This is a genomic window from Shewanella sp. SNU WT4 (assembly GCF_006494715.1).
Taxonomy (GTDB): Bacteria; Pseudomonadota; Gammaproteobacteria; order Enterobacterales; family Shewanellaceae; genus Shewanella.
Window position 1 is genome coordinate 3,649,559 of sequence record NZ_CP041151.1, and the last position, 15,254, is coordinate 3,664,812.

Here is a 15,254-nt window from a genome sequence, read left to right on the forward strand (position 1 = left end):
GACAGTAATGAATCTGCATGCCATAGCAAATAAACTGAACGCCTTGTCTGCCGAGCAAGCGCTCTCAATGCAATTTGATTGTTACCCCATAGCGGGTGACGTTGAAGTGTTACAGGTCAATATTTTAGGCCGCGAAGAACTGCCTATTTTCCTGTCGGTCACTGACAATCAAATCTTGTGTATCACCTACCTGTGGGGTAAAGACGAAGTCATTGCCGATAAGCAGTTTGAAATGATGTCGGCCATGTTAGAACTCAACATACCTATGCCATTGTCAGCGTTTGCCAGCATAGACAACAAATATGTGCTGTATGGCGCCTTGTCGACTCAGGCCGATATCCAGCAAATCGCACAAGAACTCACAGTACTCTCTGACAATTGTCTAGAAGTCATAGACGAGATGGCAGACTACCTCATTTAAGGAGACGCTCATGGGCATTCTCAACAAAATTCTGACCGCGTTTCGTGGCGGCGCCACTGAAGTCGGCCAATCCATAGTCGATGCCAATTCTACTCGGATTTTTGAGCAAGAAATTCGCGATGCCGAGCGTCATCTCAATAAGGCCAAGCGCGACTTAACTGAAGTTATGGCTAAAGAAATGCAGGCTGGCCGAGAAATTGACAGCTTAAAGCGCAGCATAGCTGAGCATGAAGGCTATGCCACCCAAGCGTTAGCCCAAAATAATGAGGGATTGGCCTTAGAAGTCGCCGCTAAAATTGCCGAGCTAGAACAAGCCCTTGGCGAGCAGCAAGGCGCGAACGACAGTTTTAGCGCGAACGCCACCCGCCTTAAAAATTTAGTAAAACAAACTGAAAGGCAGCTCGCTGATTATCAAAGACAATTGTCCATGGTGAAAACCACCGACAGTGTGCAAAAGGCAACCGCTTCTATCTCTAGCTCATTTGCCGATAGCAACTCTAAGCTGATGAATGCCAAAGAATCACTCGAGCGCATTAAGGCCCGCCAGCAAGCGTTTGATGACAAGCTTAAAGCCGCAGAAACCTTAGAAGCTGATAATAGCGATAACTCACTGCAAGCTAAGCTTCAAGCCGCTGGCATAGGCGAAACTAAGCAGTCAGCGCAATCAGTACTCGATAGGCTCAAAGCTAAGAATTAACTTAATTGAACGCCGGACTTTTATGAGTTCGGCGTCTGTTAAACTCTAGTGTTAACCGCTTTTGAGTCATCTTTGGAGTCACTATGGGATTTTTCAGCAAATGGTTTGGCGCAGATAAATCTAGCAATAGCTCTGATAGTGCTAATCATCCTGTAAACACCGCCGCCATTGAGCGCCTCAATCAACTAAACCGCCAAGATATGATCACCTTAGATAACGGCTTTGGCTTACCGCCCATGGTGCGCGGCCAAACGTTAATGCTAGAAGATGTCTATTGCGATGAATATCAATACCGCTTAGAGGCGGTATATTGGTTTAAAACCAAGCAAGATCAAACCCTAAGACTAGTAGAGCACAAGGATAAACTGCTATTGTGCTTACCATTAACGCGCGCCCAAGTTGAACAAATATTTGATCTGGATGAATTTAGTTATCTGTTTGATATAGATAGCCATGCAGCACTGACCCCGTTAACCACTGCATTTGCCAGCGATGTAAGTGCTTGGCTTGGACAGCAATACCATCGAGTACGCTTTGCCGAATTTGGTTATCGCCATCAGCAGGATTATCGGCAGCGAACGCCACCGCAATCGGATGATCGCCAAGGTGGCCAAGCCTTTGAAAGTTATTATCTTGAAACCAGTGACGAGCAGCACGCATTATTGATACAAGTAATGACATCGGGAGACACTGATGTATATCTAGCAATGGCGCGCCCCATGACAGATATCCATGAATTTTGGCCAAGAGGTAATCCATGAGCCGAGACAAAAATGCCCTGCCGCCAAGCTGGCAACAGAACCAACAAGCCGCGCGGGCATCGCAAATCGCTTTTGATTTAGATGAGCAATTTCAATACGCCATTCGTAAGGCCGCGTTAGAGGCCGGAGTGAGTCCATCGGATCAAATTCGCTCAATTTTAGGGCTCGCGGGCCCTAAACGCCCCAAGAGACCGAGACTGACAGTCTCCCTTAGCGCCAACGATTATCAAGCCTTAGCCTTAAAGTACGGCATTGACGATCAACTCGAAATTAAAAAAAGAGTGCTCGATGATTTAATTGACTATGTTCATCTAGCCGCAAAATAAATGCAGTGTTTGCTTAAATAAATGCACCTTTTGATCAAGAGTTACTACTCACTAAGCCAAAAGAATAAGAATAAAAATAAGAGTCATAGGAAAAGTCATGTCCAATACGCCAAATAGCGGCGGCGCTACAGAAAATCGTCCCAGTAAAATACGCGCCATAGTCACGCCAACCCCGTTTGAGTTAGCCATGATGGTAATGTCACTGGTATCAGTATTGCTAGTGCTGAGCCTCACCTTTGCCAATCTTGCGCCGCAGACCCATCAATTACTGTTAATGATAGATACCGGCATCTGCTTTATTTTCTTAGCTAACTTCTTTTACGGCTTATTTCGCGCCCGCGATAAAGTGTTTTATGTTAAGCATCATTGGATAGATTTCGTAGCGAGCATCCCCACCATAGAAGCCTTAAGGATGATGCGCTTATTTCAAGTGCTACGGGTTATCCGCCTCATTCGCACTACGCGCCATATTCTTATTCCACTGTTAAAACAAAGAAAACAAACTACGCTCGTCAGCCTAATGTTTGCCATGTTTACCATCTTGGCCTTGTCATCATTAATGATTTTATTAATGGAAAGTGGTGAGCCTGGCGCCAATATAACTACCGCGCAAGAAGCCTTATGGTGGTCATTAGTGACTGTCTCAACCGTAGGGTATGGCGATTTTTATCCCGTCACTACCGCAGGCCATGTTATCGGCGCCATAGTTATTATTTGCGGGGTCAGTTTTTTCGGGGTGATTTCAGGCTATATGGCATCTGTCTTTGTTAATTCTAATGACAGTGAAAACGATGAACACCAAGCGCAAATGCGCCAAGAGTTATACGCTACGATTGCAAGATTAGAGCAGAACCAACACCAATTAATGGCGCAAATGACAGCGCTTAACGAAAAGTTAGCGGCAAATGACAATAATCAAAATAACGCGGTAAATACACAAGATAAAAAAGATAATATGCCGCAGTAGTGTACCGCGATGATAAAAATTTGCTGATGAAACTTACTCCCCACAGCGTAAACATACCGCGCTGCGGGCAAATAACCACCAAGGGTTAAGTCGCTTTTCTTAAGTTGATTAAGCGTCATTAGGTTCATTAAGGCTTGAACTCTTAAACCTTGGCATTATTTTTTATGAGTTAACTTGCCCTTGCAGTTTAGCCTTCACTCTTTGCCGCTACCAGCCAATAGCAAACCTAATAAATTAAGCTGCAATTGCCCCATCACAAGATTGTGCTGTAACTGCTTAAGTTGCTCTAGCCAATTAAATTGCAGCAATTCTTGAGTCTGCTCTGGCCTTTGTTCTGAGGTAATTTGCGGCCAAGCGTTTGGCGCTTCTGAAGCGTTAGCAAGCGTATTAAGTAATTCAATCACTTGAGATAAACAATCTTTAACCTTAGTAAACTCCAAGTTAACTGCAGCAAGTTTTTCCGGCTCAATCTTGGATGAAATTGTGACCACAGCCCCTTGCAATAATTCCAGCACGCTAATTAACTGACTCCAAGCGTCAATAATGGCGCTTAAATTCGCGCCGTTCATTAACGGCGTTAACACAGCTAAATTTTCAAGTAATAATGGCCAAGCATCCAGCCCATATTCAAGTACTGCGAGGGCACCACTCCCTTGAGATAACTCACTAATATCCGCAATGGCTTTAAGTTTAGGCAGAGCGCCAAGACCTGCGATACGGTAACCGCGCTGCGCCTTACTCGCTCGCGCAATCGCCACCGGAACCTTGGCCGCTAAGTCTTGAGCTAACGTTAATAGCGCCGCAGGCTTACCGCTTAATAATTCAAACTCAAGTTCACAAATGGGCTCACTAACAGAACTCATTGCAGCCTCGCCCTTAGCGTTATCTGAGCTAATACTGCCTAAATCTAATGCTACTTCAACTAAGCTCTCACCCAGCTGAATATGCCAGCAGCGCCGCTCAAAATCCGTATTAAACAAGCAATATAATTGCGACTGTAAGCTTGCAGCAGACTCAGAGGATGGCCATATGTGGGGCGGAAATAACGCTAATTCAGGAAAGTTACCACTAATATCAACATTATATTCTGGGCGACTATGAATACCGCCCACTACCTTACCTGAGGTTTTAATGGTTTGTTCATTTACATTTATGCCGCTGCGAATTCTAAGCCCCATGTCGAGCGCGCGTAAATCCAACTGCGGCGTATCAAAATAAGCATTAGCTAAATGTATCGGCTCTTGGCTAATTGCAGCCTCTAAGCGACTAAAGTGAGTTATAATATCGCTTCGAACTTGTAGTGGGAAAAATAGCTTTAATTCAATTTCTGCAGGCATAGGTTCGTCTTATTGTAATAATATATTCATAAAATATTCACCTTATGAATATATTGTAATATTGTTGTCATAAAGCGACCTTAGGATGCGTCCCAAGAGTGCTTTAGAGCTCGAAAACGGTAAAACTGTGTTCAAGAGAGAAAAACACAGTTTCAATGCGCGGTCGCTTGGGTTAATATGCGCCCGCTTTTTCCAAAGATGGAATAACCAAAATAGGTAACGGCTATGCCAGTAAACTCTATTTTAGGCGTGTTTGCAAAATCGCCAATTAAACCTCTGCTAGATCACATTGACAAAGTACATGACTGCGCGTCATTACTAGTCCCATTTTTCGAAGCTTCGATGTCGGGTGACTGGGATCAAGCAGTTGAGTTGAGAAAACAAATTAGCCAATTAGAAAGAGAAGGCGATCTCCTTAAAAGAGAAATTCGTTTAACTCTGCCTAGCGGCTTATTTATGCCTGTAGAACGCACCGATTTGCTGGAGCTTTTAACTCAGCAAGACAAAATCGCCAATAAAGCCAAAGATATTTCTGGTCGTGTTATCGGCCGTCAATTACAAGTGCCTGCCAGTATGCAAGCGCCATTTTTAGCTTATTTAGCGCGCTGTATCGATGCGACTGCTTTGGCAAAAAGTGCCATCAATGAGTTAGATGATTTATTAGAAACAGGTTTTCGCGGACGCGAAGTAGACTTAGTGGCTAAAATGATTGCTGAACTCGATGTCATCGAAGAAGATACCGACGACTTACAGATCCAAGTGCGTCGTCAACTGTTTGCCATGGAAGCCGAGCTGAACCCTATCGATGTCATGTTCCTTTATAAAATTATTGAATGGGTTGGCGATCTGTCAGATTTGTCAGAACGTGTCGGTTCCCGTTTAGAGCTGTTGTTGGCTCGTGTCTAATAACTTGATTTTCAAGGTAATAACATGGTTGAAGTATTAGTAACCAATGGACCGATGCTGATTGGTCTCGCGGCACTGTTTGGTTTTTTAATGGCTTGGGGTATTGGTGCCAACGACGTGGCTAACGCCATGGGTACTTCAGTAGGTTCCAACGCCATCACGATTAAACAAGCGATTATCATTGCGATGATCTTCGAATTTGCCGGTGCCTATTTAGCCGGTGGTGAAGTAACTAGTACCATACGCAATGGTATTATTGATTCCTCCTATTTTACGGCTCAGCCTGAACTATTAGTTTACGGTATGATTTCAGCCTTACTGGCTGCGGGTATTTGGTTAGTTGTAGCCTCGGCATTAGGCTGGCCAGTATCTACTACTCACTCTATTGTTGGCGCCATCATAGGTTTCGCCTCAGTCGGCGTGGGTATGGATGCAGTATCTTGGGGCAAAGTAGGCGGTATTGTTGGCTCATGGGTGGTTACGCCGGCGATCTCCGGTTTCCTCGCATTCTTGATTTTCCAAAGCGTACAGAAGTTAATTTTCAACACTGATGATCCTCTGGCGAATGCCAAGCGTTATGTGCCATTTTACATGGCATTCGCAGGCTTCATCATGTCGTTAGTGACTATCACTAAAGGTTTGACCCATATTGGCTTGAACTTATCTAATACCGAAGCTTATTCACTGGCATTAGCAATTGCTATCGTCGTGGGTTTAATAGGTAAGATAATGATTTCACGCTTAAAAATGGATTCAAACAGCACTCGTGCAACCTTGTATGCCAACGTTGAAAAAGTATTCGCTATCCTAATGGTAGTTACTGCTTGTTCTATGGCATTTGCTCACGGTTCGAACGATGTTGCTAATGCTATTGGTCCTTTGGCTGCCGTTGTATCTGTGGTTGAAAGCGGCGGCGTTATTTCATCAACATCTACTCTGGTGTGGTGGATTTTACCACTGGGCGCCTTTGGTATTGTGTTGGGTCTGGCTATCTTTGGTCAGCGCGTAATGCAAACCATTGGTAAGAACATTACTCACTTAACCCCAAGCCGTGGTTTTGCTGCTGAAATGGCTGCTGCTACCACAGTAGTTATTGCATCTGGTACTGGTTTACCTATCTCTACCACTCAAACCTTAGTAGGTGCAGTGTTAGGTGTGGGCATGGCTCGTGGTATTGCTGCGATTAACTTAGGTGTAGTGCGTAATATCGTAGTGTCTTGGGTTGTTACCCTGCCTGCGGGTGCTGGCTTGGCCATCATCTTCTTCTACATCATTAAGGGTATTTTTGGCTCCTAACGTCTGTTAGGCCACAAAAACTCACTTACAAGAGGGAAGTCTAACGACTTCCCTCTTGCATTGGTGCCTGACAATCCCTAGCATGTATGCAACTTTATGACTGTGAGACAAAAAAGTGTTTAGAGTGCTTTCTTTGATATGTGTATTTTTGGCCAGCCCAATGGCATTGGCTAATCCGCAAACCAGCTACGTTTCAGAAGATATTTTCACTTACATCCATGGTGGTCCAGGCAAAGAGTTTCGTATTCTAGGCAGCGTTGAAGCCGGCCAACAAGTGAAAAAGCTCGGTGAAGTCAGCGGTGCTTACACTAAAATCATTGACCACAAAGGTCGTGAAGGTTGGATTAAGAGCGCAGAACTCAATAGTCAACCAAGCTTTAGAGTCCGTGTGCCTGAGCTTGAAAAGCAACTGGCAGCGAGCCAAGCACAAGTTAAGCAATTGATTGAAGATAAAGCGTCAACCTCTTCTGACAATAGTCAGATGTCGGCGCAACTGGCTGAGCTTAATCAAACACTCACGACTACCACGCAAGAGCGCGATAGTCTGGCGTCTGAGTTAAAGCAAATCAAAGACAGCCAAGAATATAAGCTGTGGCAAGAAGGCGCTTTGATTGCGTTTGTTGGCTTAGTCTTAGGGATATTCTTAGTCTACCTGCCAAAACCTCAGCGTCGTAAAAAAAATCGCTGGATGTAAGTTAGTCGCGTCAAATTGCCAAATTTAACACTTAAGCCGCAGTTCCTACTGCGGCTTTTTTATGCCTGATTGCCACTCATCACAAACAACAGCGTCAACAAAAACATCCGTCATACCAAGCGTAAAACAGCGCAAAATCACACGTAACACTCAAGTGTCCAAGCTCACATTCTCAGGTTATAATCGCCGCAAGCTTATACATTTTAGATACAAAACAAAACAACTAACCACACAAAATGTCCCTATCGACTTACAGGCCAAAGGATCATGACCATGTTCAATGCGAGTACTGTACTGGCAGGGCAATATGCCCAAGCCCCTCTCGATGAGCTATTTAACGCTATCAGTAATAACTATATCGTCGATGAAGAATCATACCTTAAACAACTCATCACACTGCTTCCTAGTGATGCCAACGACATAGAAGCTATCACTCGCAATGCGAGTCATTTAGTGACTAAAGTTCGGCAGTTTGAAAAGAAAGGCATGATGATAGGCGTCGATGCCTTTTTGCAGCAATATACCCTGGAAACCGATGAAGGCATTATCTTGATGTGCCTTGCCGAAGCTTTACTGCGTATCCCTGATGCCGCAACGGCTGATGCATTAATTGCAGATAAGTTATCTGGCGCCAAATGGGATAAACACATCAAGCAAAGTGACTCTGTGTTAGTCAATGCCTCAACCTGGGGCTTACTGCTGACGGGCAAAATAGTGGCTATGGACAAGCAAGTCGATGGCACTCCAAGTCACTTACTTAATCGCCTAATCAATCGTTTGGGTGAACCCGTTATTCGCAAAGCCATGTATGCCGCCATGAAAATCATGGGCAAACAGTTTGTACTTGGTCGCACTGTCACTGAGGCGATTAGCAACAGCCAAGATACTCGTAAACTGGGATATACCCATTCTTACGATATGCTTGGGGAAGCGGCCTTAACCGCCGCCGATGCGCGTAAATATTTTAACGATTATGCCGAAGCCATTCGCACCCTTGGCCGTCATGAATATAACGAGCAAGAGTCGCCGCGCCCCACCATTTCTATCAAGTTATCGGCGCTGCACCCAAGGTATGAAGTCGCCAATCAAGAACGAGTTCTCACTGAACTTTATGCCACCGTGATGCAACTTATCACCATAGCTCGCAGCGTGAATGTCGGTATTTCGATAGATGCCGAAGAAGTCGATAGATTAGAGTTGTCGTTACGCTTATTCCAAAAACTGTTTGAATCCAGCGCTGTGCGTGGCTGGGGCTTATTAGGCTTAGTGGTACAAGCCTATTCCAAACGTGCGCTGCCAGTATTGTGCTGGATTACCCGCTTAGCCAAAGAGCATGGCGACATCATCCCGGTGCGTTTAGTCAAAGGTGCCTATTGGGACAGTGAAATCAAGTGGGCACAAGTCGCAGGCGAAGGCGGCTACCCGCTATTTACCCGTAAAGCCTCAACCGATGTATCCTATTTAGCCTGCGCTCGCTACTTATTAAGCGAGCACACACTTGGCGCCATTTATCCGCAATTTGCCACTCACAACGCCCAATCTGTCGCCTCAATTTTGCACATGTATGATGGCGCGCGCCCGCTTGAATTCCAGCGCCTGCATGGCATGGGGCAAGAATTGTATGACACTATGCTCAGCCAAAAGTTAATCAAAACAGTACGCATTTATGCCCCAGTTGGTGCTCATAAAGATCTACTACCCTACTTGGTCAGACGCTTATTAGAAAATGGTGCTAATACCTCGTTCGTGCATAAACTGGTGGACCCAAAAACCCCGATAGAGACCTTAGTCGCCCACCCACTCATCACACTTAACGGATTTGCCAGTTTAGCTAATACTAAGATTGCCCTGCCAACCCATATTTTTGGCGAGGAGCGACGTAATTCAAAAGGACTTAACATGAACATTCAATCCCAAGCCACGCCATTTTTCAGCGCTATTGAAGAGTTTAAGCAACATCAATGGCAAGCAGGTCCCGTGGTCAATGGCGAAGTGTTATCAGGCGCGCGTCACCCGGTGTTAAGCCCCTTTGATACTCGCCAACAAGTAGGCACCATCGATTTTGCCGACAAACAAGCCGTAGAAATGGCTCTGGCGAGCGCTAATACCGCCTTTGCCAGCTGGCGCGATACTCCAGTTGAGCAGCGCGCCCAAGCCTTACAAAAATTGGCCGATGCACTGGAAGAAAATCGCGATGAGTTAATTGCGTTATGTGTGCGCGAAGCTGGCAAGAGCTTACAAGACAGTATTGATGAAGTGCGTGAAGCCGTGGATTTTTGCCGCTATTACGCCCTTAACGCCAAAAAGATGATGGCTAAACCTGAATTATTAGCAGGCCCAACGGGCGAGCTTAATCAATTATTTTTGCTTGGGCGCGGCACCTTTGTGTGTATTAGCCCATGGAACTTTCCACTCGCTATCTTCTTAGGCCAAGTATCTGCCGCCTTAGCCACAGGAAACTGCGTTATAGCTAAACCTGCTGAGCAAACCAGTATCATCGCCTATCGCGCGGTGCAACTGGCGCACGCCTCCGGTATTCCAAGCAATGTATTGCAATTTATACCCGGCACCGGTGCCGACGTTGGCGCGCAGTTAACCTCTGATGCCCGCATTGCTGGCGTGTGTTTTACCGGTTCCACCCAAACTGCTAAGCGCATCAATATGACGTTAGCGGAGCGCCCAGGCGCCATTTTACCTTTGATTGCAGAAACCGGTGGTCAAAATGCCATGATAGTGGACTCCACCGCCCTGCCTGAGCAAGTGGTGAACGATGTTGTATCATCATCATTTACCAGTGCGGGCCAGCGCTGCTCAGCCCTTAGAGTGCTCTATCTGCAGGAAGAAATTGCCGAGCGAGTACTTGAGTTACTGCAAGGCGCTATGGATGAATTGGTGATAGGTAATCCGAGTGACTATCAAACCGATGTTGGCCCTGTAATTGATGCTACCGCTAAAGCGAATTTGAATGCGCACATCAATCACATCCAACAAGTTGGTCGCACCATTAAACAGCTAGCGCTGCCAAGTGTCTGTGAGCATGGTCATTTTGTCAGCCCTTATGCCGTTGAAATTAGTTCGATTAAAATGCTAGAGAAAGAGCATTTTGGCCCAATTTTGCATGTCATTCGTTATCAAGCCGACAAGATGGATACCGTGATTAACGAAATCAACAGCACAGGTTATGGCCTAACCTTGGGCATACATAGCCGCAACGAAGGTCACGCCCTTAATTTAGCCAGCCGCCTTAATGTGGGTAACGTCTATATTAACCGTAACCAAATTGGCGCGGTGGTTGGCGTGCAACCCTTTGGTGGCCAAGGTTTATCGGGCACAGGCCCCAAAGCTGGCGGCCCACATTACTTAAGCCGCTTTGTGACTGAAAAGACCCGCACTAACAACATCACGGCCATTGGCGGTAACACTACCTTGCTGTCATTGGGGGATAGTTAATCGCTCTCCATCAAGCGTTAACGGCCATGCTGCTAATAATGTTTGATAGATAGTAGTGATTATACCTAAGCAGCCTACGGGCTGCTTTTTTGCTAACAACCAGCCTCATAATCCTCAGCAAAAGTGGCAAAATTTTACCAGCCATGTATGTTATCCTCTCGCAATTTGCCGTTAATAATGAGTAAGCATGATCATTCAAGCTGTGGCCGTAAATGTGATTACCGGATTTTTGGGAGCAGGTAAAACTAGCCTAATTCAGCAGCTCTTGGCTGAAAAACCTGACCATGAAACCTGGGCGGTACTGGTCAATGAATTTGGCCAAGTGGGCTTAGATGCAGCATTACTTTCATCCAAACACCAAGTGCATATTAAGCAAGTCTCTGGCGGCTGTATGTGCTGCGCCAGTGGCGTGCCGACCCATATCGCCATTAATCAGATTTTGCGCCAAGTGCGTCCCGACCGCTTGTTGATTGAACCCTCTGGTCTTGGTCATCCCCGACAAATCCTTAAATTATTGCAATCAGAGCATTTTGCCAACGTACTTAAACTGCAAACCAGCCTGTGTTTAGTCGATGCCACTAAGCTTAGCGATGAGCGCTACCTGCAATCTGCGCACTTTTTAGAACAGCTATCTATCAGTGACTTAATCATTGCCACCAAAGCCGATAGCTATCAAGCGGATGAATTGACGGCGCTGCAACAATTAACCACAGAGCTAGCACTTAAGGCGCCGATTTTAGCCCATGGTTATCAGCAGTCCGCCATTGCCAATATTCTGCAAACACTGGCGCAAGCAACCACGGTGAACCTCAAAAGTTCAAAAGCGGCCAGCGCGAATTTATTACGCCCAGCCATTGCTGAAAATAGCGCCACCGAGCTGCCAACATTTAACCCTCAAGGCATAGCCAGTTATCAGCAGCAGCTTGATGGCCATTTCAGCTCTGGCTGGATGTTTAATAGTCAGTGGCAATTTGATTTACGCGGCTTATTAGCCACTATCGATGGCATTACCAGCCTAAGACTCAAGGCGGTATTTATTACCCCAGATGGCATTGCGGCTTTTAATCGCTTAGAGAGTGATTTAACTATTACAGAATTAGACGATGCCATGGATTCGCGCATTGAAATCATTAGCGACCAAGCCATTAACAGCCAAGAGATACTGTCAGCCTTGATTGCGCTTAAGTGCTAACTCTTAAGTGCCAACTATTAAGCGCTAACAATTAAGCACTAGCTCTAAACCTTACATACCAAAAGTCACAATAAATAAACGCCAGCTAAGCTGGCGTTTATTATTAGGCATGTCGTTTTAAGTCTAACGTTTAGCTCTGTTTATCCATAGCGGCATCATCCAGCATAAACACGCCCGCTGACAGTGGATTTTTGCTACGCATTCGCTGATAAATAACAAATGGAATAATCAAGGTCACCACTAACATGGCCATAAACTTTGCTGGCGCGTGAATTACTACAAGGTCATAAAAAACACTACTAGGATGGGCACAGCCAAACTCAAAATAAAGCCGCTGACAATGGCAATAGGCACAAACTGATTACCGCCCGCTTGCTGAATAACTGGTAAGGTAAAATCCATAGCCGTGGCCCCCGCGTAACCCACAGTAGTGTAAGGGTAGCGCTGAATGAGTGCAGGGATTAGTAGCAAGGCCACCAGTTCGCGCATGAGTTCATTTAAAAACGCGCCAGTGCCAATCACAGGCCCTAAGTGATCGCTCACTAAAATCCCAGTTAACGAATACCAGCCAAAGCCAGACGCTAAGGCCAAGCCTTGATTCCAGCTAAAGCCTAATATCCAAGCGGCAATTAAACCGCCCGGCAAAGATGACAAGATAACGGCGCCAGCTAAAATCATCGCCTTGGGATTGACCAAAATTTGCTTAAGTGACATGCCTGAATTACGCAGCCCAATGCCAATAAGCAGCAGTAAAAACAATAAAATTAGCTCACTACCGCGCTCGACCCAAAACAAGCCATTAGCCACCACACTCACTACGACTAAACCAACCAGAAGCCCTACTATCACAGAGCCAATCAGTTTGCCGGAATCCTTAAGCATAGATTTAAACGGTAACGGCACTTTATGGGCATCGACTTTAGGGTGCCATAAGCGGTCAAGTAACGGTAATACCAGCAAGTTACCCACGCTGATACACACAAATAAGGTGCCCGCTATGGTGACAATTTGCGTCAGGTTTTGCCCCAATTGATCTAATTTGGCAAGGCTCATGCCCATCAAAAACAAAATCACTATCACCAAGTAACCGCAGACACTATTAATAAGCTCAAGCCATTTAGCGCGCTTTAACACCACTAAATAGCCAAGTAACAGAGGGACTAATACAAATAACAAACCTGACAACATAGCACCGCCTAACAAAAACCGATGCGCTACTTTACCGAGTGTTTTCAAACAAGTAAAACCTTAGCATGGCGAAATGGGCGCAAGCTAAGTGAGCTCAGCATTCTTTGACTATACTTGCCACAGGCCTAGTTTTTGGATAAATCGCAGGTCTTAGCCCCACAGGATCACAGAGGAAATGGAATCATGAGTGACAAGTTACTGACATTGGAAGAAGTGTGTAAAATTTTGGATAAATCCCCAGCGACCATCAAACGTTATGCTCGTGAAAATTTACTCAGTAGTGTTAGCGAAGGGAATGAAATACGTTTTCCTGAAGCTGAAGTGATGCGTTATCTAGATTTTGCCAAACGCCTAGGCTAGTTTAATATTTTGACGCTGACCTGCCCGCTAGCGCGGGCAAACCCACCAAAACACACAAACGTATCAAAATGATACCCTAATCTTACAATTTGATGAACTCAGCTTCATTCGCTAGATAATGGCATTATCAAAGAGTAAGATTATGCCAATTTCAATTAGCCAAGAGCATTTATCATGAAGCGCAGCCTTTATATTTTACCTTTAGTCGCGGGTTTATCAGCTTGTGGTGGTTCAGGTAGTGATGACACTATTGTAACGCCACCAACACCAACCCCATTAGCTAAGGTGATCTCTGGTGAATTGACAAATAAAACGGCGACCACGCTCTCCATCAATAACCAAAAGCCTATCGATATATCAGGTGCGAGCGTTAACCCTATTGTGAGTCGCACTCAGTCACAATTGGATTTAGATAAGTTAAAACTTGGCATGCAAATCACCATATCAACAAATGGTGAAGTCGGAAAATCAATCATTTTTGATAGCTTGATGACTGCGAAAGTAGAAGAAATCAATGCCAATGAAAGCCTGATGATTGCCGGCATGACAGTGCTGACCAAAAATGCAAGAATTGAAGATGGCTTGAAAGCAAAAGACTTAAACAAGAAATTTGTTGAAATCAGTGGTTACCCTATCGATGGTAATACTATTCAAGCAACCTATATTGAAATCGAAGAAGATGATAATGGCAATGTCACTGAACTTGAAGGCTTGGTAACTGATATTCAGAGCAATAGCTTCAAATTAGGCAAAGTGACTGTGGAAGCATTAGGTCAATTACCAAGCAACATCAAGCAAGGTGATTGGGTAGAAGTTGAAGGTATTCTGGCTGTAAATGAAATTGGTAAATCTTACACTCTTAGCGCTAAAGCAAGTGATATTGAAATCGATAATCCAAGCTATGATGGCTTGTTAGGTGATGACGATGATTTAGAAGTTGAAGGCATTATCAGCTGGGTTAGTCCTCAGATGGATCATTTAGTTATCAATCAAAATCAATCAGTTGCTATTTTAAACTCTACAAAATTCGAAAAAGGTAACAAAAATAACCTTAAAGTTGGTGCCAATATTGAGGTTGAAGGTACTTGGGATTTAGCTGCTGCGAATATCAAGGCAAGTGAAATTGAATTTGACAATAAAGGTGATGCGACAGATATCGAAAATGCCGAATTTGAAGTTCCTGGCACGCCCGTGTTTAATAGCGAACTAAACACGCTTACTATGAATGACATTAGCTTCACGCTGACCCGATACACAGAATTTGAAAATGTCGTAAAAAACGATTTAACCGGTAAGACTTGGGTTGAAATGTCAGGCTATGAGCAAAATGGCCAATATATAGTATTGGAAGTTGAGTCAGATAATGACAATGAACAATACGAAATCGAAGGTATCGTAACAACAATCAACGAAGTCAAATCTTTGTTTGGTTATATAGCTAATGACAATAGCTTAAATAATTATAATGTTGGCCAACGCGTTGAATGTAATTTAGTTAACCGCGAACTTTCAGAATGTAAATTAGAAAATGAAGATGACAACGATTAATTTCGTTTCTCACTAACCACATAGCAAAAGGCTGCCACGGCAGCCTTTTTTGTTATTCTGCAATTATTAGCGCCGCGCAGTAAAATCCACCTTGTAAATGCTCGATAAGCT

15 protein-coding genes are annotated in these 15,254 nt (G+C 44.7%); 12 read left to right on the forward strand and 3 right to left on the reverse strand.

Translation table 11 applies throughout. From position 1 onward, the window contains the following. Nucleotides 1–7: 7 nt before the first annotated feature. From FJQ87_RS16560 to FJQ87_RS16580, 5 genes are all read left to right on the forward strand, one after another. Nucleotides 8–421 carry a DUF2170 family protein gene (locus FJQ87_RS16560; protein WP_140934173.1) on the forward strand — a complete coding sequence of 138 codons (414 nt, stop codon included), beginning with the start codon at nt 8–10 and terminating at the stop codon, nt 419–421. 10 nt (nt 422–431) lie between these two features. Continuing rightward, nucleotides 432–1,118 (forward strand): PspA/IM30 family protein, encoded by a 687-nt coding sequence (locus FJQ87_RS16565; protein ID WP_140933555.1) that lies wholly within the window; start codon nt 432–434, stop codon nt 1,116–1,118. Nucleotides 1,119–1,201: 83 nt separating this feature from the next. Next, nucleotides 1,202–1,879: a hypothetical protein gene (locus FJQ87_RS16570; RefSeq protein WP_140933556.1), complete on the forward strand. Its 678-nt coding sequence runs from the start codon at nt 1,202–1,204 to the stop codon at nt 1,877–1,879. Beyond that, nucleotides 1,876–2,205: a hypothetical protein gene (locus tag FJQ87_RS16575; RefSeq protein WP_140933557.1), complete on the forward strand. Its 330-nt coding sequence runs from the start codon at nt 1,876–1,878 to the stop codon at nt 2,203–2,205. Before FJQ87_RS16570 ends, FJQ87_RS16575 begins: the two co-directional genes overlap by 4 nt. Before the next feature lie 97 nt (nt 2,206–2,302). Continuing rightward, nucleotides 2,303–3,172, forward strand: coding sequence for an ion transporter (locus FJQ87_RS16580; RefSeq protein WP_140933558.1), 870 nt, complete (start codon nt 2,303–2,305; stop codon nt 3,170–3,172). A gap of 194 nt (nt 3,173–3,366) precedes the next feature. Here the strand turns inward: FJQ87_RS16580 and FJQ87_RS16585 are convergent, their stop codons facing one another. Further along, nucleotides 3,367–4,509 carry a CYTH domain-containing protein gene (locus tag FJQ87_RS16585; protein ID WP_140933559.1) on the reverse strand — a complete coding sequence of 381 codons (1,143 nt, stop codon included), beginning with the start codon at nt 4,507–4,509 and terminating at the stop codon, nt 3,367–3,369. Nucleotides 4,510–4,734: 225 nt separating this feature from the next. On the opposite strand from FJQ87_RS16585, the gene FJQ87_RS16590 reads away from it, so the two are divergent. The 5 genes from FJQ87_RS16590 (at nt 4,735) to FJQ87_RS16610 (ending at nt 12,047) form a co-directional block, all read left to right on the forward strand. Next, nucleotides 4,735–5,415, forward strand: a complete 681-nt coding sequence (locus FJQ87_RS16590; protein ID WP_140933560.1) for a TIGR00153 family protein — start codon at nt 4,735–4,737, stop codon at nt 5,413–5,415. A gap of 24 nt (nt 5,416–5,439) precedes the next feature. Next, nucleotides 5,440–6,711 (forward strand): inorganic phosphate transporter, encoded by a 1,272-nt coding sequence (locus FJQ87_RS16595; protein WP_140933561.1) that lies wholly within the window; start codon nt 5,440–5,442, stop codon nt 6,709–6,711. A gap of 160 nt (nt 6,712–6,871) precedes the next feature. Further along, the gene (locus tag FJQ87_RS16600) at nt 6,872–7,405 is read left to right on the forward strand and encodes a TIGR04211 family SH3 domain-containing protein (RefSeq protein ID WP_140933562.1); all 534 of its coding nucleotides are present in this window, start codon (nt 6,872–6,874) and stop codon (nt 7,403–7,405) included. A gap of 273 nt (nt 7,406–7,678) precedes the next feature. Continuing rightward, on the forward strand, nt 7,679–10,855 hold the full coding sequence (gene putA, locus FJQ87_RS16605) for a bifunctional proline dehydrogenase/L-glutamate gamma-semialdehyde dehydrogenase PutA (RefSeq protein ID WP_140934174.1): 3,177 nt from the start codon (nt 7,679–7,681) through the stop codon (nt 10,853–10,855). 187 nt (nt 10,856–11,042) lie between these two features. Continuing rightward, nucleotides 11,043–12,047, forward strand: a complete 1,005-nt coding sequence (locus FJQ87_RS16610) for a GTP-binding protein (protein WP_140933563.1) — start codon at nt 11,043–11,045, stop codon at nt 12,045–12,047. Nucleotides 12,048–12,177: 130 nt separating this feature from the next. Here FJQ87_RS16610 and FJQ87_RS18995 read toward each other — a convergent pair whose 3' ends face one another. Both FJQ87_RS18995 and FJQ87_RS16615 read right to left on the reverse strand, forming a co-directional pair. Further along, a complete protein-coding gene (locus FJQ87_RS18995; protein ID WP_276613147.1) occupies nt 12,178–12,300 on the reverse strand; it encodes a hypothetical protein in 123 nt (40 codons plus the stop codon). Nucleotides 12,301–12,323: 23 nt separating this feature from the next. Then, on the reverse strand, nt 12,324–13,235 hold the full coding sequence (locus FJQ87_RS16615) for a lysine exporter LysO family protein (RefSeq protein ID WP_140933564.1): 912 nt from the start codon (nt 13,233–13,235) through the stop codon (nt 12,324–12,326). 183 nt (nt 13,236–13,418) lie between these two features. Here FJQ87_RS16615 and FJQ87_RS16620 point away from each other — a divergent pair, with 183 nt between their 5' ends. Both FJQ87_RS16620 and FJQ87_RS16625 read left to right on the forward strand, forming a co-directional pair. Next, nucleotides 13,419–13,595 (forward strand): helix-turn-helix domain-containing protein, encoded by a 177-nt coding sequence (locus FJQ87_RS16620; RefSeq protein WP_140933565.1) that lies wholly within the window; start codon nt 13,419–13,421, stop codon nt 13,593–13,595. A 174-nt stretch (nt 13,596–13,769) separates the two neighbouring features. After that, on the forward strand, nt 13,770–15,143 hold the full coding sequence (locus FJQ87_RS16625) for a DUF5666 domain-containing protein (protein WP_140933566.1): 1,374 nt from the start codon (nt 13,770–13,772) through the stop codon (nt 15,141–15,143). Nucleotides 15,144–15,254 lie beyond the last annotated feature (111 nt).

What these genes read in the sequence shown, in the direction of transcription:
- FJQ87_RS16560 (WP_140934173.1), top strand. Translation starts at nt 8, where the DNA reads ATGAATCTGCATGCCATAGCAAATAAACTGAACGCCTTGTCTGCCGAG.
- FJQ87_RS16565 (WP_140933555.1), top strand. Translation starts at nt 432, where the DNA reads ATGGGCATTCTCAACAAAATTCTGACCGCGTTTCGTGGCGGCGCCACT.
- FJQ87_RS16570 (WP_140933556.1), top strand. Translation starts at nt 1,202, where the DNA reads ATGGGATTTTTCAGCAAATGGTTTGGCGCAGATAAATCTAGCAATAGC.
- FJQ87_RS16575 (WP_140933557.1), top strand. Translation starts at nt 1,876, where the DNA reads ATGAGCCGAGACAAAAATGCCCTGCCGCCAAGCTGGCAACAGAACCAA.
- FJQ87_RS16580 (WP_140933558.1), top strand. Translation starts at nt 2,303, where the DNA reads ATGTCCAATACGCCAAATAGCGGCGGCGCTACAGAAAATCGTCCCAGT.
- FJQ87_RS16585 (WP_140933559.1), bottom strand. Translation starts at nt 4,509, where the DNA reads ATGCCTGCAGAAATTGAATTAAAGCTATTTTTCCCACTACAAGTTCGA.
- FJQ87_RS16590 (WP_140933560.1), top strand. Translation starts at nt 4,735, where the DNA reads ATGCCAGTAAACTCTATTTTAGGCGTGTTTGCAAAATCGCCAATTAAA.
- FJQ87_RS16595 (WP_140933561.1), top strand. Translation starts at nt 5,440, where the DNA reads ATGGTTGAAGTATTAGTAACCAATGGACCGATGCTGATTGGTCTCGCG.
- FJQ87_RS16600 (WP_140933562.1), top strand. Translation starts at nt 6,872, where the DNA reads ATGGCATTGGCTAATCCGCAAACCAGCTACGTTTCAGAAGATATTTTC.
- putA (WP_140934174.1), top strand. Translation starts at nt 7,679, where the DNA reads ATGTTCAATGCGAGTACTGTACTGGCAGGGCAATATGCCCAAGCCCCT.
- FJQ87_RS16610 (WP_140933563.1), top strand. Translation starts at nt 11,043, where the DNA reads ATGATCATTCAAGCTGTGGCCGTAAATGTGATTACCGGATTTTTGGGA.
- FJQ87_RS18995 (WP_276613147.1), bottom strand. Translation starts at nt 12,300, where the DNA reads ATGGCCATGTTAGTGGTGACCTTGATTATTCCATTTGTTATTTATCAG.
- FJQ87_RS16615 (WP_140933564.1), bottom strand. Translation starts at nt 13,235, where the DNA reads ATGTTGTCAGGTTTGTTATTTGTATTAGTCCCTCTGTTACTTGGCTAT.
- FJQ87_RS16620 (WP_140933565.1), top strand. Translation starts at nt 13,419, where the DNA reads ATGAGTGACAAGTTACTGACATTGGAAGAAGTGTGTAAAATTTTGGAT.
- FJQ87_RS16625 (WP_140933566.1), top strand. Translation starts at nt 13,770, where the DNA reads ATGAAGCGCAGCCTTTATATTTTACCTTTAGTCGCGGGTTTATCAGCT.